The 20,823-nt window shown below is 42.2% G+C and carries 21 protein-coding genes and 1 tRNA gene; 15 read left to right on the top strand and 7 right to left on the bottom strand.

The genetic code is table 11. The features are described from left to right. Positions 1–102: 102 nt before the first annotated feature. A complete protein-coding gene (locus tag M5X66_RS14640; RefSeq protein ID WP_036956196.1) occupies positions 103–669 on the bottom strand; it encodes a fimbrial protein in 567 nt (188 codons plus the stop codon). 1,168 nt (positions 670–1,837) lie between these two features. Here M5X66_RS14640 and M5X66_RS14645 point away from each other — a divergent pair. Beyond that, positions 1,838–2,386, top strand: a complete 549-nt coding sequence (locus tag M5X66_RS14645) for an RBBP9/YdeN family alpha/beta hydrolase (RefSeq protein WP_108478448.1) — start codon at positions 1,838–1,840, stop codon at positions 2,384–2,386. Between the two features lie 77 nt (positions 2,387–2,463). Here M5X66_RS14645 and M5X66_RS14650 read toward each other — a convergent pair. Next, positions 2,464–2,540: transfer RNA gene (locus tag M5X66_RS14650), tRNA-Ile, on the bottom strand. A gap of 355 nt (positions 2,541–2,895) precedes the next feature. Here M5X66_RS14650 and M5X66_RS14655 point away from each other — a divergent pair. Further along, the gene (locus tag M5X66_RS14655) at positions 2,896–3,969 is read left to right on the top strand and encodes an NAD(P)H-dependent amine dehydrogenase family protein (protein ID WP_108478447.1); all 1,074 of its coding nucleotides are present in this window, start codon (positions 2,896–2,898) and stop codon (positions 3,967–3,969) included. Between the two features lie 60 nt (positions 3,970–4,029). Here M5X66_RS14655 and M5X66_RS14660 read toward each other — a convergent pair whose 3' ends face one another. After that, entirely contained in the window at positions 4,030–4,626 is a 597-nt protein-coding gene (locus M5X66_RS14660; protein WP_154599778.1) for a GNAT family N-acetyltransferase, read from the bottom strand. Positions 4,627–4,883: 257 nt separating this feature from the next. Between M5X66_RS14660 and M5X66_RS14665 the strand changes: the two genes are divergently transcribed. After that, the gene (locus tag M5X66_RS14665) at positions 4,884–6,905 is read left to right on the top strand and encodes an NADPH-dependent 2,4-dienoyl-CoA reductase (protein ID WP_270103684.1); all 2,022 of its coding nucleotides are present in this window, start codon (positions 4,884–4,886) and stop codon (positions 6,903–6,905) included. A gap of 65 nt (positions 6,906–6,970) precedes the next feature. Here the strand turns inward: M5X66_RS14665 and sstT are convergent, their stop codons facing one another. From sstT to M5X66_RS14680, 3 genes are all read right to left on the bottom strand, one after another. After that, the gene (sstT, locus tag M5X66_RS14670; RefSeq protein ID WP_036956183.1) at positions 6,971–8,227 is read right to left on the bottom strand and encodes a serine/threonine transporter SstT; all 1,257 of its coding nucleotides are present in this window, start codon (positions 8,225–8,227) and stop codon (positions 6,971–6,973) included. Positions 8,228–8,508: 281 nt separating this feature from the next. Further along, the gene (locus tag M5X66_RS14675; protein ID WP_234413545.1) at positions 8,509–9,378 is read right to left on the bottom strand and encodes a hypothetical protein; all 870 of its coding nucleotides are present in this window, start codon (positions 9,376–9,378) and stop codon (positions 8,509–8,511) included. A gap of 96 nt (positions 9,379–9,474) precedes the next feature. Continuing rightward, positions 9,475–10,446: a TerC family protein gene (locus tag M5X66_RS14680; protein ID WP_036956180.1), complete on the bottom strand. Its 972-nt coding sequence runs from the start codon at positions 10,444–10,446 to the stop codon at positions 9,475–9,477. 610 nt (positions 10,447–11,056) lie between these two features. Between M5X66_RS14680 and M5X66_RS14685 the strand changes: the two genes are divergently transcribed. From M5X66_RS14685 to M5X66_RS14705, 5 genes are all read left to right on the top strand, one after another. Next, complete coding sequence (locus M5X66_RS14685) at positions 11,057–11,716, top strand: DedA family protein (RefSeq protein ID WP_108478444.1); 660 nt, start codon at positions 11,057–11,059, stop codon at positions 11,714–11,716. A gap of 183 nt (positions 11,717–11,899) precedes the next feature. Further along, entirely contained in the window at positions 11,900–12,205 is a 306-nt protein-coding gene (locus M5X66_RS14690; protein ID WP_036956175.1) for a DUF883 family protein, read from the top strand. A gap of 9 nt (positions 12,206–12,214) precedes the next feature. After that, positions 12,215–12,619 carry a phage holin family protein gene (locus M5X66_RS14695; protein WP_036956172.1) on the top strand — a complete coding sequence of 135 codons (405 nt, stop codon included), beginning with the start codon at positions 12,215–12,217 and terminating at the stop codon, positions 12,617–12,619. Further along, positions 12,606–12,908: a YqjK-like family protein gene (locus M5X66_RS14700; RefSeq protein ID WP_036956170.1), complete on the top strand. Its 303-nt coding sequence runs from the start codon at positions 12,606–12,608 to the stop codon at positions 12,906–12,908. Before M5X66_RS14695 ends, M5X66_RS14700 begins: the two co-directional genes overlap by 14 nt. A gap of 263 nt (positions 12,909–13,171) precedes the next feature. Next, a complete protein-coding gene (locus M5X66_RS14705; RefSeq protein WP_132496578.1) occupies positions 13,172–13,567 on the top strand; it encodes a DoxX family protein in 396 nt (131 codons plus the stop codon). A gap of 312 nt (positions 13,568–13,879) precedes the next feature. Here the strand turns inward: M5X66_RS14705 and M5X66_RS14710 are convergent, their stop codons facing one another. Next, on the bottom strand, positions 13,880–14,773 hold the full coding sequence (locus tag M5X66_RS14710; protein ID WP_154599776.1) for a LysR family transcriptional regulator: 894 nt from the start codon (positions 14,771–14,773) through the stop codon (positions 13,880–13,882). Between the two features lie 122 nt (positions 14,774–14,895). Here M5X66_RS14710 and M5X66_RS14715 point away from each other — a divergent pair, with 122 nt between their 5' ends. The 7 genes from M5X66_RS14715 (at position 14,896) to M5X66_RS14745 (ending at position 20,774) form a co-directional block, all read left to right on the top strand. Further along, the gene (locus tag M5X66_RS14715; RefSeq protein WP_036956165.1) at positions 14,896–15,603 is read left to right on the top strand and encodes a pirin family protein; all 708 of its coding nucleotides are present in this window, start codon (positions 14,896–14,898) and stop codon (positions 15,601–15,603) included. Between the two features lie 190 nt (positions 15,604–15,793). Beyond that, the gene (locus tag M5X66_RS14720) at positions 15,794–17,731 is read left to right on the top strand and encodes a BglG family transcription antiterminator (protein ID WP_270103685.1); all 1,938 of its coding nucleotides are present in this window, start codon (positions 15,794–15,796) and stop codon (positions 17,729–17,731) included. A gap of 513 nt (positions 17,732–18,244) precedes the next feature. Then, the gene (locus M5X66_RS14725) at positions 18,245–18,583 is read left to right on the top strand and encodes a transcriptional antiterminator (RefSeq protein ID WP_036956160.1); all 339 of its coding nucleotides are present in this window, start codon (positions 18,245–18,247) and stop codon (positions 18,581–18,583) included. 58 nt (positions 18,584–18,641) lie between these two features. Then, the gene (locus M5X66_RS14730; protein ID WP_036956157.1) at positions 18,642–19,007 is read left to right on the top strand and encodes an SFCGS family glycine-rich protein; all 366 of its coding nucleotides are present in this window, start codon (positions 18,642–18,644) and stop codon (positions 19,005–19,007) included. Further along, the gene (locus M5X66_RS14735) at positions 19,007–19,303 is read left to right on the top strand and encodes a DUF4312 family protein (protein WP_270103686.1); all 297 of its coding nucleotides are present in this window, start codon (positions 19,007–19,009) and stop codon (positions 19,301–19,303) included. The genes M5X66_RS14730 and M5X66_RS14735 overlap by 1 nt, the downstream gene beginning before the upstream one ends. Positions 19,304–19,329: 26 nt before the next feature. Beyond that, positions 19,330–20,121, top strand: a complete 792-nt coding sequence (locus M5X66_RS14740) for a DUF4311 domain-containing protein (RefSeq protein ID WP_036956155.1) — start codon at positions 19,330–19,332, stop codon at positions 20,119–20,121. Positions 20,122–20,123: 2 nt separating this feature from the next. Continuing rightward, the gene (locus M5X66_RS14745) at positions 20,124–20,774 is read left to right on the top strand and encodes a DUF4310 family protein (RefSeq protein ID WP_036956154.1); all 651 of its coding nucleotides are present in this window, start codon (positions 20,124–20,126) and stop codon (positions 20,772–20,774) included. Positions 20,775–20,823 lie beyond the last annotated feature (49 nt).

The raw sequence follows: 20,823 nt of genomic DNA on the forward strand, positions 1-20,823 counted from the left end.
ACTTTTTTCATTACGATGTCCTTAAATTTTAATAAATTTTCTAAGCTGAAGTAATGATTGGTCTCATTACTTCAGCTTACCGTTAATAACTAATGCATTAAATTAGTTATACGACAATACGAAATCAGTTACCGCTTGGAATTCACCTGCAACAATATCAACCGGAGCTTCTGGTTTACCTTGGCTACCTAAACCTTTCACATATGCAGCAAATTGCAGGGTATTAGTTGTTCCTTGCAGTTTGTGCTCAGATTTAGTGACTTCATTTAATACGATTGGGTCATTGTTGCTATCTACGATCTGGATACCTGCACCTGCAGCAGTACCTGTAATAGCTAATAGTGATTTAGGATCATTTGTAGCGGCCGCGCCTGAAAATGTAATATTCACGGAATCACCTGTTTCTACAGTACAGTCAATTAATTTAATATCGAACATAACTGGTGAAGATTGACCGTCTGAAGTACCACCATTTTTTAACACCACATCAGCGATTTGACCTAAATCTACAGTTTGGTCAATAGAAGATGGGTCAATAGAACAAGGTGCAGTGATGATGCTACCAGTGAAAGTAACTTTACCATTACCGTGGTTAACTGGTGCTGCGTTTGCACCAAAACCAATTAATGTCGTTGCTGCGATAGCCATAAGAGTTTTATTTAATTTCATTTGGTAAATCCTCAATTAAGTCGTAATTTAAAGAAAAAAGATAATAAGAATTCCTGTAATTAATTATTAATTACAATAGAAGCTTAAATTTCAGATACGAGACATAGTTAAATATACTTAGGTAAAACCACGATATATTTATGAATACGTTAATTAAATCTTTTTGCCTTTTGAGCTTTGGTTCACACAAATACTATAATTACACTTAAAAGCTGTAAAGTCGCCATCACCTATCGAAAACAAGAAGTTCAATAGGCAGTTATTTTTTGATACATTTACTCATATTAAGATTATTTTGATACTATATAAATCAATCAGTTACAGATAATGTGTCATTGATTCATACTTAACAACATTTCTTTCACATACATCGGACATTACTTTTTTGCAATTGGTTACATCTTTGACGCGTATTATTATCTTCAATTATCCAATTACCACAATTTAGCGTAATAGTTTTTTTCGGTTTTAATCAAAATTTATATGTATCAAAAAGAAAATGGTTAATTCTAATTTACTCCCATCCGCTATTTTTTCTAATAAATAAGAACTCAGTCTCATTTATTATACCTAATGAGAATTATTCAATGTGAATAAAATATATTCTGGTCTAATCAGTATTTCATTAAGGTACTATTTCACACTCAAATATGATGACCATAGTGATTATTTCAGGAATGTATTGACTGGTATATAAGAATAGCTAGGTAGGAAATTAGAATGGCAAATGCTCTTTAGGTAAAAAGAAACACGAAGGCTCAAATGCATTCATTGAGCCTTTATCAAATCAGATGAAATGCATTGAAACCTGAAAATTCATTACCTAGTGAAGTATTATCCTTCATATGAGTAACCTTTACATAAGTCAAATTAAAACTCATCCCACCTTAAATAATTTGACTTTAGTAGTCATTACAATGGTGACAATCATAATGTGTGATGAAAATAGGATTAACTGCAATACATTGATTTTATTTTTAATTATTTATTACAAACTCATAAGTAACGCATTAAATGCGTTAAAAGCAAAATCATCAGAAGCTATTTCGTATTATTCCGAATGGCTCATTTAAATAACATTTTGATTTAACGCTAACAGATAAATTGCTAGCTAACTTTAGTTCGCACCGATTAAGATTACATTCACCAAGACAACCTGAGAAGCAAGATGACCACCACTTTTATTATTGTTCCCGGCTATACCAATTCCGGCTCTCAACATTGGCAATCCTATATAGAAAGAAAATACCATAATGTTGTGCGCGTCATTCAGGATGACTGGAATGCCCCTAACCATAAATGGATAGAGCGCCTAAACGACATGGTTCAAAATACAGAGGGTGAATTGGTACTGATTGGACACAGTTGCGGAGCCGTTTGTGTGGCGCAATGGGCAAGCCAATTTCCCAACCATCGAGTAAAGGCAATGATCCTAGCCACCCCAGCAGATGTTGATTCCCCTTCTGCCTTACTCGATATTCAACAGCAGAGACCGCTACCCAATAAAAAGCTTCCAAGCCCTTCTTTGCTTATTTATACCGATAATGATCCGCATCTTGGCACTGAAAAAGCCCATCAGCTTGCCGAAACATGGGGCAGCCAGCTTATGTTGGTTAAAGGCGGTGAGCATTTAAATACTGATGCAGGATATGGCGAATGGCATGAAGGCGAGCGGTTGATTGAAGAGTTTACGGGGAGAGGATTTGTTCGCAGGTAGTTTATTTCCTGTGCTCCAGACACAAAAAAGCCACTTCTTTCGAAGTGGCTTTTTTCGCTGATTTAACAGCTAAAATTTGGTGGCCCCTACTGGACTTGAACCAGTGACCAAGCGATTATGAGTCGCCTGCTCTAACCAACTGAGCTAAGGGGCCAAAGTGGTGCCGATTATACGTGCTGTTTTGGTGAAGGTCTAGTATTTCAATACTGTATGGTGAATTTGTATCCAAGCCATAGCCATGCCATATAATTCAATGGCATGGCATCATCGAAAATCATCATTCCTATCTTAATTATCGAATTTTATTCTAGGATTCCATTCTTTATTAGAACGCCATTTATGAACAAACCTGCGTTAACGACTACCCTATAGTAAATAATCGGGCGTAAAGATTGAGTTTTCCTGTTCTAATTTATTAAGCATTCTTTATTCAATTGATTGATATAAAACAATAATTTTATACTTCATATAGAACATGATGATATTAGACAAACAGCTATAGGACGATAATGATGAAAAAAGTACGTGCAGTTCAATATGGTTGTGGAAAGATGGGCAAATTTCTCATCCGTTACCTACAAGAACACGGTGCTGAAGTTGTGGCGGCTTTTGATATCAACCCTGCCGTGATTGGCAAAGACATTGGTGAAATTGCAGGCACGGCGCCAACTGGCGTAAAAATCCAGCCACTGAATGAAGCGGATAAAGCCCTAGAAACCTTAAAACCTGACGTGGGGATTATTGCGACCCTCAGTACCATGACCGATTTAGAAGATGCATTCTCCCTCTTCGCTCGCCATGGCGTTAATGCAATATCAACAGGTGAAGAAGCTCTCTATCCGTGGAACTCTTCCCCTGAGATCACTGAAAAACTCGATGCTTTAGCTAAAGCGAATAACTGCACTTTAGCGGGCAGCGGCTACCCAGATATGTTCTGGGGCGTGCTTATCGATACCTTGGCGGGTTCTATGCACAAACTGGTCAAAATCAAAGGCTCTAGCTGCTATAACGTGGAAGATTACGGCATCGCGCTGGCAAAAGGTCACGGTGCAGGTTTAACTGTCGACGAATTCAATCAGCAAATTGGTAACTATAACGACCTGCCATACGCGGTTATCGCTGAGAAAATTGAGAGCGGTGAATATGCACCACCGTACATGTGGACACAAAATGGTTGGCTGTGCAGCCGTTTAGGTCTGACCATTACCAATCAAACTCAGCGCTGCGTGCCGCAAATTGCCAAAGAAGATATCTATTCAGATACTTTAAAAATGACGGTGAAAAAAGGCGATGTTTTAGGGTTGTCTGCCGTGGTGATCACTGAAACAGCAGAAGGTGTCACCTTAGAAACGGAATGTATCGGTAAAATTTTAACGGCGGATGAGTGCGACAAAAACAGTTGGCAGCTCATTGGCGAGCCAGATACGGCGATTGAAGTGAATAACCCAGCAACCGTGGAACTCACCTGCGCAAACCTGGTTAACCGTATCCCAGCGCTGATCAACAGCCCTGCGGGCTACACCACCACAGAAAAAATGCCAAATAACGTGTATATGACCAAACCGATGCACGAATATTTATAATCAACTGACTTGATTGAATATTAATCACATAGCCCACATCCCGTGGGCTATTTTTTTGACTTAGCGAGGCTTTGTCATCTGCCATTCTAAGTGGCGACGCACTGCCGGCCACTCATTACTTAAGATGCTATAAACGCAGGTATCTCGTAGCTCACCCGTACGAGTTAGCATATGGTTACGTAAAATCCCATCGAGTTTTGCCCCTAAACGCTCAATCGCTTTACGGCTTTGATGATTTAAAAAATGTGTTCTTAGCTCTACGGCAACACACTCTAATTCTTCAAATGCATTTTTTAATAACAAGTACTTAGCTTCCGTATTGATTGGTGTGCGCTGAGCTTCGGCTCCATACCATGTTGCCCCAATTTCAACACGGCGAACCCCTTGGTCGATCCGCATATACGAGGTCATGCCAACGGCTTTGCCTGTACGTTTATCAATAATCGCGAATGGCACCATCTCTTTATGGGCAAAACGCGCAAGGCGCATATCGACATCTTTCGCGACATTTTCCGGTTCAGGTACCGAGGTATACCACAGGTGATGTAGCTTATCTCGTTCAATAATCTCAGCATAAACAGCATCATGGTGATGAGTCAGTAGCTCTAATCGAACATGGTTGCCTTCTAAGGTGACAGCTTGGCAAATCTCTTTCATCGGCGTATTTCCTGAATAACTCGGTTGTGTGAAGTGAAACCCCATCAAATTATGATGTGAATAACCATTCTTCTTTGTTGTAACCATTTTTTATGACAGAAAAATAAAACAAAAGAAATAGTCCTGTAAGTTTAATTATTCCTCGTAAAACATATGATAAAAATCACAATTTTTTAACATTATTCTTAATTCAATTGTCCATTAGGCTACAGTTAACTCATCTGACCTGTTATTAATAGTCCCAAATGGGAGCCAATATGAGCAATTTTCCACATCTTTTTACCCCACTTGATTTGGGGTATACCGTCCTTAAAAACCGTATTTTGATGGGTTCAATGCACACCGGCTTAGAAGAACATCCCCAAGGAAGCCAGCGCCTTGCCCACTTTTACCGACTTCGTGCAGAGAATGGAGTCAGTCTGATTATTACCGGGGGAATAGCCCCGAACCCCGAAGGAGCTTTAGCACCTCATGGTGCTGTATTGAATCATCAAGACCAATTGCCATTTCATCAACAAATCACCGATGCAGTGCATCAAGCGGATGGAAAAATTGCATTACAAATCTTGCATGCAGGTCGTTACGCTCTACATCCGGCGTTAGTGGCGCCTAGCCCGATTAAATCCGAGATCACCCCATTTCCCCCCCATGAATTAACTGCCGATGAAGTTCAGAAAACCATCGATGACTTCGTAAATACCGCTAAACTTGCCCAGCAAGCAGGCTACGATGGTGTCGAAGTGATGGGATCGGAAGGTTATTTAATCAACCAATTTATTACATCGCGCACCAATCGTCGAACTGATGAATGGGGCGGCAGCTACCAAAACCGTATCCGTTTTCCGATAGAAATCATTAAACGCATTCGCCAAGCGGTTGGGAAAAATTTCATTGTTATCTATCGATTATCCATGCTTGACCTTGTTGAAGGGGGCTCAACTTGGGATGAAATTGAGCTATTGGCTAAAGAGATTGAAAGTGCGGGCGCCACCATGATCAATACAGGAATAGGCTGGCATGAAGCCCGTGTGCCGACCATTGCGACGCTGGTCCCCCGCAAAGCCTTCAGCTGGGTAACCGAAAAATTAATGGGCAAGGTGAATATTCCACTGATTACCACCAATCGCATCAATGACCCGTTTGTGGCGGAACAAATCATTGCTAGCGGTCAAGCTGATATGGTGTCCATGGCGCGCCCTTTCCTTGCTGATGAAGCGTTTGTGTCAAAAGCCCAAGACGGTCGATTTGATGAAATAAACACCTGTATTGGCTGCAATCAAGCCTGCCTTGACCAGATTTTTAATGGCAAGCTGGCTGGCTGCTTAGTGAATCCACAAGCGGTACGCGAGATGGACTATCCTAATGAATTAGCAGATAAACCCAAAAAAGTGGCAATTGTCGGGGCGGGTCCAGCGGGGCTTTCTTGTGCAATCTATTCCGCCAAACGAGGGCATCAAGTCACGCTATTTGAACGCAGCAACCAAATTGGTGGGCAATTCAATCTCGCTAAACGGATCCCCGGCAAAGAAGAGTTTTATGAAACTTTGCGTTATTTTTCCCGACAACTGCAACTACTCAATGTGGATGTTCGACTCGAGCAGATTGCACAAGCGAATGATTTAACTCAATTTGATGAGGTCATTATCGCCACAGGCGTTATCCCCCGCACTATCAACCTAGCTGGCGCCGATCATCGCAAAGTCATGTCCTATATTGAGGCTTTAAAACAGCCCGATAATGTCGGTAAAAACGTAGCTATTATTGGCGCCGGAGGGATTGGGTTCGATGTTGCGGAGCTCCTTACCCAACAAGGGATCAGCAGCAGTTTAGATGATAATAAATTTAATCATGAATGGAATATTGATACCGCCATCACCACTCGCGGCGGGCTTTTCCCGATGAAAAAACAGTTAGAACCAACGCCTCGCCACCTCTATTTATTGCAGCGAAAAAACAGCAAAGTCGGCGCAGGACTTGGAAAAACCACAGGATGGGTGCACCGCCTGTCATTAATGAAACGTGGCGTTCAGATGTTTAATGGCGTGGAATATATGAATGTGGATGATGATGGGCTGCATATTCGCTATCAAGATGAATATATCTGCCTTGCCGTTGATAATGTCATCCTTTGTGCTGGGCAAGAACCTTATCGCCCATTGAAAGAGCAATTAGAAGATATTGGCATTCACCCTCATGTGATTGGAGGGGCGGATGTGGCGTCCGAGTTAGATGCCCGCCGAGCCATTGAACAAGGTATGAAAGTGGCTTATCAGTTGTAAGTTTTCTTGACCTATAAAAAAACCCGCTAACTCAGCGGGTTTTCTTTTTTGAACAACGTGAAAGCTTAGTCTTGAGTTTGAGATAACTCAGAATCCGCTTGCGCCAGTTTATCGTCTTCCGATAAACATACCGCCGCAGTGAAAAGCACGTCCGTTGAAGAGTTCAGTGCAGTTTCAGCTGAATCTTGAAGTACGCCAATCATCACGCCCACTGCAACCACTTGCATTGCCACTTCATTCGAAATACCGAACATATTACACGCCAGTGGGATCAATAATAACGAACCACCAGCAACCCCAGATGCACCACATGCACAAACCGCTGCAACCACGCTTAATAACAGCGCTGTCGGGATATCAACAGGAATACCCAGAGTATGCACCGCAGCCAATGTTAACACTGTAATGGTGACAGCCGCGCCGCCCATGTTAATGGTTGCGCCTAGCGGGATAGAAACGGAATACGTATCTTCATGCAGGTTCATACGGCGACACATCCCCATGTTCACAGGAATGTTAGCTGCGGAGCTACGGGTAAAGAAGGCGGTTACACCACTTTCACGTAAGCAAGCGAAGACTAATGGGTATGGGTTACGCTTGATTTTCCAGTAAACAATCAGCGGGTTAACGACTAGTGCCACGATAATCATACAGCCCAGCAATACCGCCAATACGTGGAAGTAACCTTTTAAGGTTTCAAAACCGGTTGTCGCAATTGTTGAAGAAACTAACCCGAAAATACCTAATGGCGCTAAGCGAATAACCACACGAACCAACTGAGTCACGCTTAAAGAGAAATCGTGGATCATCGTTTTGGTGGATTCATTGGCATGACGCAATGCAATACCTAAACCAATCGCCCATGCCAAGATACCAATATAGTTCCCTTTAATCAGAGCATCGACTGGGTTAGCGAAAATATTAATCAACAAACCTTTGAGCACTTCAGCAATGTTACCCGGAGGCGTCAGTTGAGTATCGCCTACAGCTAAGATCAAGCTTGATGGGAACATAAATGAGCCAATCACCGCCACAACAGCCGCGAAGAATGTCCCTAGAATATACAGCACTAAAATTGGACGAATGCTGGTTTTTTGCCCTTGGCGATGGTTAGCTATGGACGCCATAACCAACACCCAAACAAGAATTGGAGCAACCGCTTTTAACGCACTGACGAACAGGTCACCCAGTAAGCCAACGTTTTTTGCTGCCGATGGCCATAACCATGCCAATAAGATACCTGCAATCAAGCCTGCTAGGATTTGTTTGACCAAACTACCTTGACTAATTACTCGCCATAACCCTGCTTTATTTGTATCCATAATAGACCTTTATAATTTATCTTTTTTAGGAATTAAATGTGTTTGCCGAGTCAGTATAAGGAATATTAATCTCCTGAAAAGGCTATTATTCAAAATATACACAATGATTGATTGTAGTTAACATTAATTTTACATATCTGTGATCGCAATAGAGTTTTGTTTCTTATAGGAAACAGAGGACATAGAAAATGAGTGAGGATTTTCAGATAGTTAAAATAAAAAAACACCTCAGATGACTCCAAGGTGTTTTTTAAAATTGTATTGATTACTGCGAGTAAGATTTAACGATTGATTAAATAGCCACCAAAGTAATCTGCTATTTTTGCCTCATCTACTTTTAAATTTCCTTTCCAACCAGCCCAAGGCATTTCCATATCAGAACGCCCTTTCGTATTGTTAAGTTGGTTTTCTGCACTAGTTATATCACCAAAATCGCGCCAACTATCAAGAGACAAAGCGATAAAAGTATTCGGAATAACACCAATCAATGCGAGTGAATGCAATATTCCGCGTAATGTATATCTGTCTCCTTTAACCAATTTTGCCTGCGATAACCGCTTTTCAAACTGCCCTGGCGTCTCATTTTCAGGGGCATGACGTAATAAATCTAATAGTTGATTAAAGACTTTTTTGTCTTCATCGGTAGGTTCTACAGCAGCAACCGTCAGTAAATGTCGGAGATTCAAATAAGTGTAACTTACATTCCCAGTATAGGAATTTCCGTAATATAAGCAGTATTGGAAGTAACTATCATTAATATAAATATGCTTATTATGATCGCTACAAACCCAACAACATGCATATTGCGGTTTTTCAAGATATTGATGAGCCGGCAGAGAAAGTAGCTTGTGATAAGCTCCCAAGACTGATCGACCTCGCAAATAACTTCCTCCAACTCCCGCCACGAAAGCATCCAAACAACGCTGGCGAGTAAGCGCTGTTTCCTGTTTTAAACTGTGTAGTTTATTAATGATATCTTCATGATCAGTAAAAAATGCAATCTCATTCGGCAACCAATGAGAATCACTCAATATTTTCCGTTCTTTATCAGATAAAGAGTCCAATGGATAAGTCGATACCGCACGACCTCCATCATATTGGCTATTTTCATACTTATAGAGTTTTCGTAAGACCCGCATGACTTGTTGCACAGAACCGCCTCATCTTTACGCCTATAAATCATTAGATATAAAAAAACTCCCAAAGTCATGATGAAATTATGGGAGTTTTTCTAATTAGGAAAAAGATTATCCGTTAATCAATTTTTTCGCTTCGTTGCGCTTATTCACGATCGTGTTAACCACCAATGTCAGAACTAAGATTGCAGCCACAGTCCCTAACGAAACCGCAGTAGGAATATGGAAAATATCCATCAGCAACATCTTCACGCCGATAAAGCTTAAAATGATAGCTAAACCGTACTTAAGCATTGAGAATTTCTCAGCAACACCCGCTAATAAGAAGTACATTGCACGTAAGCCTAAAATCGCAAACAGGTTAGACGTTAATACAATAAACGGGTCGGTGGTCACAGCAAAGATAGCGGGAATACTGTCTACCGCAAAGATAACATCACTGATTTCCACTAAGATCAGAACCAAAATTAATGGGGTAGCAAACAGCAATCCATTCTTTTTAATAAAGAATTTTTCACCGTGTAACTCATCCGTCATCCGTAAGTGTGAACGAACCCATTTGACCAATGGCTTTTCATTTATCGGTGAATCATCCTCTTTAGCGAACGCCATTTTGATCCCCGTAAACAGTAAAAACGCACCGAAAACATAGAGGATCCAGCTAAATTGTGTAACTAACCAGCTACCTGCGAAAATCATAATCGTACGCAGGACGATAGCTCCAAGCACCCCGTAAACAAGTACGCGACGCTGTAAATTTGCCGGAATAGCAAAGTAACCAAATAGCATTAACCAAACAAACACGTTATCCACAGCAAGGGCTTTTTCTAACAGATAACCGGTTAAGAACGCCATAGTTTGCGTGTTCGCAACTTCAGGTCCAACGGTATCATTGAAGTACCACCACAGGCCGCCCGCAAAAATCAGCGACAGAGTCACCCACAAGATGCTCCAACCCGCTGCTTGCTTCATCGACATCGCCTGGCCTTTATGTTTTCCTTGCCAAAACATATCGATGAGTAGCATCACAAGGATCATGACAGCAAAGCTGCCCCATAAAACAGGATTTCCAACAGAGTTCATTTTGATTCCTTAAAAAACAAAAAACGGCTGATATCCAGAAGACATCAGCCGCTTAAACTGTTTTCACCCTAAGTTATCACTATACGGTTGTAAACGATGAGCAAACCTCGCCTTCTGGCAAGGTCTCACTTACAACACAGATAACCTAAGACAAGGAAATTGTGGTGCTCGGTTACCGGGTACAATTGTGTGCACCGTAATGACGATAATCCGACAGAAGAAGTTACTCCCCTTTGCTATGCGTACACAATAAGGTAATTAGTCTTAAAAAGCAATGATTAGCTACCAATATGTTCATGCTATTTTTCGTTATCTAAACACAAATATATTGATAAATAGTCAGATTAAATCCTCTTATTCAGCGCCATTCCCGTTTTTTGCCATTTTAGAAAGCCAGTAGTTAAGAACCTAAAATGTAAAAATCAGCCGCAATTTAAATGAATTCTCAAAATAAGCTTAAAATTTACTGTTTAGTTATTTTCTGTTTTGTTAAAGTGATCGGGTTTTACACTAACAGCCCGAAGAAACAGCTGTTTTCTTCCGGCATTTACTTAATCCATTTCTGCCCAACAACATGTTTGTTGCTGTGATTGCCGTTTAGGAAACATTAATGGAATTAGTTAGAGAACTTTTTTTCGCCCTTTGGCACCAAGATTACGAAACCTTATCTAACCCATCGTTGATATGGTCGATTTATTTCATGCTGTTTATGATCCTATTATTGGAGAACGGCGTGCTCCCAGCTGCATTCTTACCCGGTGATAGTTTACTGATCCTTGTTGGCGTACTCATCGCAAAAGGTGCTCTTAGCTACCCATTAACTTTAGTGATTTTAACTGCGGGCGCCAGTATTGGTTGCTGGGTGGGTTATATCCAAGGTCGCTGGCTAGGTAATACAAAAATTGTCAAAGGCTGGTTATCACACCTCCCCGAACACTATCATCAGCGTGCTCATGGGCTATTCCATCGTCACGGCTTAGCCGCATTACTGATTGGTCGATTCCTTGCTTTTGTCAGAACATTACTACCAACTATCGCAGGGCTTGCGGGCTTGCAAAATGGGCGTTTCCAAGTGTTTAACTGGTTAAGCGGGCTCCTTTGGGTGCTAATTTTGACCGCTATAGGCTACGGATTCGGTAAAAGCCCTATTTTCCAACAATATGAGCATCAAATTATGAATGTCTTGATGCTTATTCCAGTTGGATTATTAATTTTGGGTCTGATCGGCAGCATTGGTGTTGTCATCAAGAAAAAATTCGCCCGCAAATAAATAGCCGTCACTGAATCAAATCGAACAGCGGGAATATTTAGCGATTCCCGCTTTCCTCTATCTCAATTCGAAATCTATACCAATTAGTGATTGCACTTAAGCTAAAAAAAGCTATTGTAATGTTATTAAGGTCATACTTTATTAAGGCATTGCGTTATTTTTCTATTGATAGGAGGTTCTACTATGTCATCCAATCATTCTTCTGAAGATCTACGTGCTGAACTTAAATCACTCGCAGACTCTCTCGAATCCATTCTGAATAGTACTCAAGACAAATCAAAAGAAGAGATCGAAAACTTAAAGGCGAAAGCCCGTGAAGCCCTCTCCTCTTCAAAAGCTAAACTCGGTCAAGCCAGTGATAAAATCACCGAGCAAACTAAAGAAATTGCAGGCCAAGCAGATTGCTATGTACGTGAAAATCCATGGAAAAGTGTGGGTATCGGTGCAGCGGTCGGTGTGGTCTTAGGCATGCTGCTCACCAAGCGCTAATCACCGCTTATGGAACAGTCGCCACGTCAAGGACCCGCTAAGCGGGTTCTAGATTCTCTGCAAAGAATTGCGGGTATCGCCGTTAATATGGTTGAAACCCGCATTCAACTTATTGCAGTAGAATTAGAAGAAGAGAAACTCAACCTTGTTCAGTTATTATTACTCGCAGGGCTGACCCTTCTATTTTCTGCATTTGGTCTGATGTGCCTTATTGGACTAATTTTTTGGTCTGTGGATCCCGTCTATCGTTATCAGGCTTTCGCTATCACGACCGGAACACTGATTTTACTCGCGATTATCTTTGCTATTTGGACGTTAAAAAAAGCGAAACAGTCCACGCTGCTAAGCGCAACCCGTGAACAGCTTCGCAATGACGCTAAAGCACTGGCAGGAACCGATGATGAGCAAAAGTAAACGTCAGTTACTTGCAGAAAGAAAATCACGCTTAGTCTCCGATATTGAGCAGCAGCGCATCCAATTATCGGCCAGTAAGAAAGAGTGGCTACAAGCCACTGCCCCTTATGACCGAGCATGGCAAACCCTGATGACCTTTCGCCCAATTGTTATCGCTGCGACGGGTCTTATCTCTATTTTTACCTTAAAGCACCCCAATCGATTTATTTCACTGAGCAAGAAAGCCATTGCGACTTGGGGGCTTATTCGTACCCTAAGAAGCAGCTTAAACAGTTCAAATCAGAAATAACCCATCCCCTAAAGATAAAAATAATCATTATTTGTCAATATGATAGATAAAAGTGCCCTTTAGCACTTTTTTTCGCACTCAATTATACACATTCAATTTTTTTGTCTATCTTTGTTAATAAGCTTAGCTTTTTATTGAATGAGCTAAGTAATAAGATACGCACATCCAAGATTTCTAGCCTTTTCGTGCTGAAACTTAGCTTATAACGCGATATATATCGCACTTTATTTATATTTAATGACCGTATTATCTGGAGAGACTCAATGAAAAATTTAGAAAGTGGAGCTATTTTATTAGCACGTATTATGATGCCAATTCTGTTCATCGTTGCAGGTTACGGCAAATTAGGTGGGGCATATGAAGGCACTCAGCAATATATGCAAGCAATGGGCGTCCCAGGCTTTTTACTGCCACTGACAATTTTACTTGAGTTAGGTGGTGGGCTGGCAGTGTTATTCGGTCTGTTAACACGTACAACCGCAATTTTCACTGCTGTGTTCACATTCTTAACTGCGATGCTGTTCCATACGAATTTCAGCGTTGAGCCAAACAGCTTGATGTTTATGAAAAATATGACTATTGCAGGCGGCTATATTCTGTTAGCAGTGACTGGCCCAGGCAAATTCAGTATCGACCATTTATTAAATAAGAAATGGTAATGAGCTCCAATCTCCTCGCCTATAGTGACCTATAGGCAGGGAGTTAACAGTACCCTCAAGTCAACATCCTTTTCCATAAGTTAAATGCCTTTGCACCTCCCATCCGAGGTGCTTTTTTTTGCTTTTACCTTTGCTTTCTTTTTATTTTCGCTTTTCGCTTTAAAAAGAATTAAAGAATAGGTGATGAGTGATCTCTAAATAATTCGAGTTGTAGCAAGGCGGCAAGTGAAGTTATCCCTGGGAGCATACACAAGTATGTGACTAGGGTAACTTTATGAAGCCAACACAGCTACAGCTTGAAGTATGACGAGATCACCCCCTAAATAATTTAGGGATTTCGCGGAGACACCACGACTTCGCCTCCCCCATGCTGTCCCGTCGCCACGCCATAATCATATTCGACTCATGGCTAAACTCCGCCCCCACCACTTGCAGGCGCCCTTCCTTAATATCTTGCTCCACCAGCGGGTATGGCATTGTCGCCACCCCGAGCCCTGCAATTAGTGCTTTGCGCTTATCTTCGATGCTCGATACCGTCAATCTTTGTTGTTTATCCAGCAGTTGCACGGTGATCACTGGGCGCTCACGGGCGGTATCTGCCACCGCAATACCTCGGTATTTCACTCGCGTGGTTTCAGAAAGCGGTTCTGGTTCTTGGTGAATAGGATGGTTCGGGCTTGCCACATAAATATGGTTCAAGGTATACAGCACTTTGGAGTTAATTTCAGAGGATGAACGGAAATGCATATCTGGTGCGATAACAATATCCGCACGTCCTGATTCAAGTCGCTCCCATGCCCCTGCTAGCACCTCAGTAATTAAAGAGAGCTGGGTGTCGGATTTCTCAGCCAGTTTGTCCACCAGCGGGAATAAAGACTCAGCCGGAACCAGCGCTTCACACACAATAGTCAGATGAGTTTCCCAACCTTTAGCTAGCGCCTCCGCATCCGATGTGAGTTTATCTGCGGCTTCAAGCAATACGCGCCCACGCTCTAACAGCATGCGCCCTACATTGGTAAACTTGGTTCGATGTCCTGAACGGTCAAACAAAATAACATCAAGTTCTTCTTCTAACTTCTGCATGGTATAGCTCAATGCCGAAGGAACGCGACCTAGCTCTTCCGCCGCTGCCGCAAAGCTGCCACGCCTATCGATTGCATCCATCACCCTTAACGACTCAAGTGTTAATGCTCTCTCTTTGCTCATGATGTATCTCTTTCAGGAAATTTGAATGATGGAAACAGATTAACTGGCTAACAATTCAACGTCCAGATATTTATTATAACAATATATTACTAGCTATATATTTTGAGTGAGGGTTAACCATTATGATGAAATTAAGATCAGTTAACCATTGTGGGAAAGCAGACTACGGTTGGTTACAAGCACGCTATACTTTTTCGTTTGGTCACTATTTTGATCCAGACCTAATGGGTTTTAAAACCCTAAAAGTGCTCAATCAGGAAGTGCTTGCGCCAGATAATGCTTTTCAACCAAGAGTTTATCCTCATGTTGATATTGTGAACATCATCCTGCAAGGTCAAGCTGAATACCGCGATAATTTAGGTAATACCGTCAGTGCAAAAGCAGGGGAATGCGTCAGCTTTTCGCCTCGCCCTGACCTGAGTTACAGTGAACACAATACCAGTGAGACAACGCCATTAACACGGCTCCAGCTGTGGCTAAATGCGTGCCCACAACAGGAATCTATGCCGCCCCAAAAGTTGGCATTAGCGGAGAAAGATAACAAGCTTATCGCCTCACCCGATGGGGACGATAATAGCCTACAACTTCGCCAAAAAATTTGGATAAGCCAGATTTACCTTGAGCCTAATGAATCAAAAACCCTCGCATTACGAGGTAAAAATGCCTATCTACAATCCATTCATGGTGGTTTACAGGTTAGCGGGAAAGAATCGCAATCTTTATCAATGAGCTGTAACGACGGCTTATTTATCCAAGATGAAAATTCCCTAACGCTCACCAGCTACCGAGCATTTAGAGGTTTATTAATTGATTTAGGCGAATCGTTGTAATCCTATTCAGGAGGCGGAAAAAGTGAATTTACTCCATAAATTGCGCAAAATTTGCGAATAGATTCGCAAATTTCATCATTTATATTTCCGCTATCCCGATATCACTGTGATAGAGTCCAGCCATAAGACAGTTAAAAAACCATCAGTTTTTAACTCCGAACTTTATTTTTTTGATTTTAAAGGGGTTCTTGTGGCTTTATTCATTTTGCAGCGACACAATCAAATTTTCTCTCGGATCCTCAATGAGGTTGTCCCTCAAGATGAATTAGCGAAACAGTTTTCCGTTTCCACCCGTACTATTCGTTCAGACATCAATGAAATCAATGAATTAATTAAAGATCATAGTGCTCATATTGTGTATGAGCGCGGGCGTGGATATCGATTAAAAATCGAAAATGATGAAATTTTTTCTGCATTTACTAAGCTTAATGACAAAAATAACCAGATTCCACGCACCAGCAAAGAGCGTATTGATGCCCTATTGCTCAAACTCTTGATGTTATCCCTGCCCGTCAAGCTCGATGATATTGCCGAAGAGTGGTTTGTTAGCCGCAGTACCATTCAGCAAGATATGGGAGCCGTTCGGGAGCATCTTCATCGCTATCAAGTTCAACTGGAGAGCATTCCTCATCAAGGGATCCGCTTAAATGGCAGTGAGTGGGCTATTCGTGCTTGTATGACCGAAGCACTCTGGCGGCAATTTAGTGAGCAAATCACCCCCGATCTCGCCACATTTACCCCGGAAAGTCTGGATAATCTCGATTTAACCTACATCGATAAAGTAGTTCATAACAGCTTGAATCGCTTTGATATTCGTATCAGCAATGAAGGTCATCTTTATCTTGTATTTAACTGCGCCGTCACCATTTTGCGTATTACCCGCGGTCATGAACTCACTGCCTGCGTCAATAACGAAGAGTTAGAAGAAGTCATTACTCAAGCTTGTGATGAAATTTCTAAAGGGTTAATTTACTTCCTGGGTAATGATTTATCCTCAGCTGAATTGAGCTTTTTGCACGATCAAATCATCGCGCAGCGTATCAGCAATCAGCACGCATCAACACAAAAGCATAATCATCACAATGAGTTATCTGAATATATCTTAAATTATATCAACGAGTTGTATAACTATGATTTGCGGAGTGATGAAAAGCTAAAGAAAGATCTGAATACCCATCTTTCTGCTTTAATGACTCGCCTTCAATACCATATTTCTACCCCAAACCCGCTGCTTTCAGACATCAAACAGTATTATCCATTTGCCTATGATGTCACATTAAGCGCCTTAACCAGCGCCAGTAAGCAGCTACTTCCACATCCCATTAATGAAGATGAACTGGGTTACTTAGCAGTGCACATTGGGGTTAGCCTTGAACGAAATTATGGGGCAGGCTCCGCACGCCAAACGGAAGTGTTAGTGGTCACGGATGCGGGTAACTCCACCTTTCGTGTGGTGGAATCCAAAATTATGCGTGAATTTCCACAGCTCAAATTTAGCCGCGGGTTAACACTGCAAGAGTATGAATCGTTAGATGAAGTCGCAGAAGACTTTGTGATCACCACCGTACGGATCTCTGAGAAAAATAAACCAGTTATTAAAATTGCACCCTTCCCAACCCCCTACCAGCTCGAACAAGTGGGTCGCTTAGCGATGGTGGATCAGACTCGTCCCTATATTATTGAGCGCTTCTTCGATGAGCGTTTTTTTATGGTTATCAATGAAAAAATTAGCCAAGAGACGCTGTTTAAAACCGTCTGCCAGAAACTGCAATTAGAAGGCTATGTCACCGCAGATTTTTACCCGTCCCTACAAGAGCGGGAATCGATTGTCTCGACATTGCTGGGTGAAGGGATCGCCCTTCCTCACTCCTTGGGGTTACTTGCCAATAAAACTATTGTGACAACTATCCTTGCCCCGCAAGGCATCGAGTGGAACAAAGAAACCAAAGAGAACGCCTATGTGATTTTTTTATTGGCAATCAGCAAAACTGACTATGAAGAAGCCATGGCGATTTATGATTTGTTTGTCACCTTCGTCAAAGAGAAAACCACCCGCCGCCTAGTGAATGTCAAAAATTTCAATGAATTCCAAGCAATTGCTAAAGATAGTCTCGCGCGAATTTTATAGTTATCAATAATTCCCACCACCATCCCCCCCACTTCCCATCATTTCCACTTCTCAGTGGAAAAAGGGAGGTGGCCACTATTTACGTGATCCTAACCACAACTCCACCAAATGATTTTTAATCCAAATTGTCCATTTCATGCGTAAACCAACGTAAGTGGAAGTGAAGATTTCCACTCTATATAGATTTCCACAAATTCATTTCCACTTTTATTTATTAACCTGAGAGCTATTTTCACTTATAAAAAATCGATCTTAATGATTTGAATTTAAATGATTTTAATTACTCACTCGTTATTTGATACACCAAAACCCCCCTCGTAATGTGTTAGTTTTTCCAGTTAGCTTCCTGTTAGATCGAAAATTAACCACCATCCTTCCGGTTACACTTCCAAAATATTTCCACTTTGAACTGGAAATTCCCTGTCTGCAAAATTATCCAAGAAGCGATTAAGGTATTAGCCATGAAGAAAAAAGTGATTTGATTTGAAATATTACCTTGGATTTTAAACAGTTATGAATGAATCAGTTGTGGTTTTCAAAATGTTAGAAGACGACCTTGATATCCATCAGGTCACACAAGAACTGCTAGCAGTGATTACTGACTGGCTCAAACTGGAGGGTTGCTACACCACGGATGTACAGCAACAAATGCTGGAATCTCATCTACGTGCCATGGTCGCTCGAGCCAAAACCGGTGAAGCCTTACCGGAAGTGGATATCAGTTTGTTCGATGAAATTTCGAGCCATTCCATTGCATTAGCGCAACGCGTCGTCGATACCTTGCCGGGGCTTGCACCAGAAGAGACTTATTTGCTCTCAGTTCACTTTGAAGTTGCCCGTTCTAATGATTAATTTTTAGCATCTTATTTTTAGTACTCAATTTTTAGCATTCAGTTTTGGAGAATATTTTATGAAACAGATAGTTATTGTTATCGGCGATCGTTTAGGTAAAGGGCAAAAAGTGGCTGCGGGCGTTGAAGCTGCTGGCGGAAAAGCCATTGTTGTTCCTGGTGTCGCTGCTGACATGAAACTGGGGGATGTGATGAACCAAGAACAAGCTGATCTTGGTATTTCATTCTGTGGTAGCGGTGGTGCAGGCGCCATTACAGCTCAAACCAAATATGGCTACAAAGCGCGTTATGGGATGCGTTCGATTGAAGAGGGAGAAACCGCCATTGCTGAAGGTTGCAATGTTTTAGGTTTCGGATTTATGGACAAGGAAGAGTTAGGCGAGCGCTTAGTTAAAGCTTTTAATAAAAAATACGGCAACGCTTAATGAAAAAATCTATCGAAACGACCGTACGGGTGACAGGGCAAAGCGACACAAAGCAAAAAGCGATTGCTGACGCCTTAAATTCGATTCAAAAAACCGTACTTAAGAACAGCACCGACATCATTCTGCGGATAGAACCCAAGGATGTTGAGGTTGTTAGTGCTCACTCTCATTCGCGGACAGAAAAGTTTCTCTTTCTCTTTTTGCCACGCAAACGTGAACATTTCCGAGTTGTTCTCGACGTTTCGCTGGATGTTACCTTACTTTCTGTCAACGAAATTCCATTTACAGAACAATAAAAGCAATCAGGTCTGGAGTAAATTCCATGAGTGAAACTGCATCTTTCTTAGAAATATTGGGCATGTCCCTCATTATCGGCGGTCTCTGCGGCTTTGGTTTAGGCGCAGGGGCAGCACGTATGTTCCACGCGCCAACCGTTCAAGGTATGGGAGCATTCCGTACCCTTGGTGAGTTAAACGCCTGTGAGGGCGACCCCGCATCACACTTCTCATTCGGCTTAGGATTCTTCTTCAACGCATGGGCATCATCAGTCGCTGCGGGTGCCTTTACCCAAGACGTTGACCACCGCATCATCCCTAACTGGGGTGCTGCTGCTCTATTAACTAAAAACCGCAGTGTGGCAGATACCCTGCATAACCCGAAAAAAATGGCGATTGCCTGTGCCATTATCGGGGCATTGGTGGTCGCCTTCTTAAATACCACGGCGTCCGCAGTACCAGCCGCGCTGCAAACCACCGCTATTAACGTGCTGGTTCCGGCAGCTAACTTACTGGTTAACACCGTGATGCCCGTCATTTTCTGGCTAGCCGCGATGGATGCTGGTCGTCGTTCCGGTTTCTGGGCAACCTTATTTGGTGGTTGCGCACAATTAATCATGGGTAACGCTATCCCAGGTTTAGTGTTAGGGATCTTGATTGGTAAAGGCGTGGATGACAATGGCTGGAACCGCATCACTCGTACCATGATGATCACCGTTATTCTGCTGTTCGTTCTCAGTGGCTTCTTCCGCGAATTTGACCTGAAGATGATCACCTCTTTCAACTTAGACAAACCACTGTGGCTTGAATATGTCCACGGACTGCTGAGCGGGAAATAATCATGACAACTGAAATCAATAAACAAGACTTTTGGTACGCAGAATGGTCTTTCCCTATCTTTGTTGGGCTGCTATCAGCGGGGATCTTCGCGGGTACCCATATGTATGTCGTGTACGGGTTTGGCGCATTTAACGAAGTGGCTTTCGTCGCCATGTTACGTGCAGGGCTAGATACGGGGGTTTACGGTGCGGTCGCCGCCTTCGGTGCAAGCTTCCTGTTTGCGCGGATTATCGAAGGGTCATTAGTGGGGATTTTAGATATCGGTGGCGCACTACAAACCGGTATTGGCTTAGGGGTTCCCGCCCTATTTTTAGCCGCTGGCTGGGATATTTTAGTCACTAACTTCTGGATCTCCCTGATCACAGGTTTATTCCTTGGTGTGCTTATCGGCTTAATTATCGTGTTCGCCCGTAAGTTTACCATTGCACAAGCGAACTCCACATTCGGCGCAGACGTGATGATGGGGGCTGGTAACACATCCGGCCGTTTCTTGGGTCCATTGATTATCCTTGCCGCAATGGCCGCGTCTATTCCGATTGGTATCGGCGCACTGATTGGTTCACTGATTTTCTATGTATGGCAAAAACCCGTCGCTGGGGGCGCTATCTTAGGTGCAATGTTGTTTGGGTATTTCTTCCCACTCGCCGCTTAATAAATATCTAAGCCCCCTACTTTGGGGGCGAAGAGCAGCCAACAACGCT

The sequence above is a fragment of the Providencia sp. PROV188 genome, from assembly GCF_027595165.1.
GTDB lineage: Bacteria > Pseudomonadota > Gammaproteobacteria > Enterobacterales > Enterobacteriaceae > Providencia > Providencia lanzhouensis.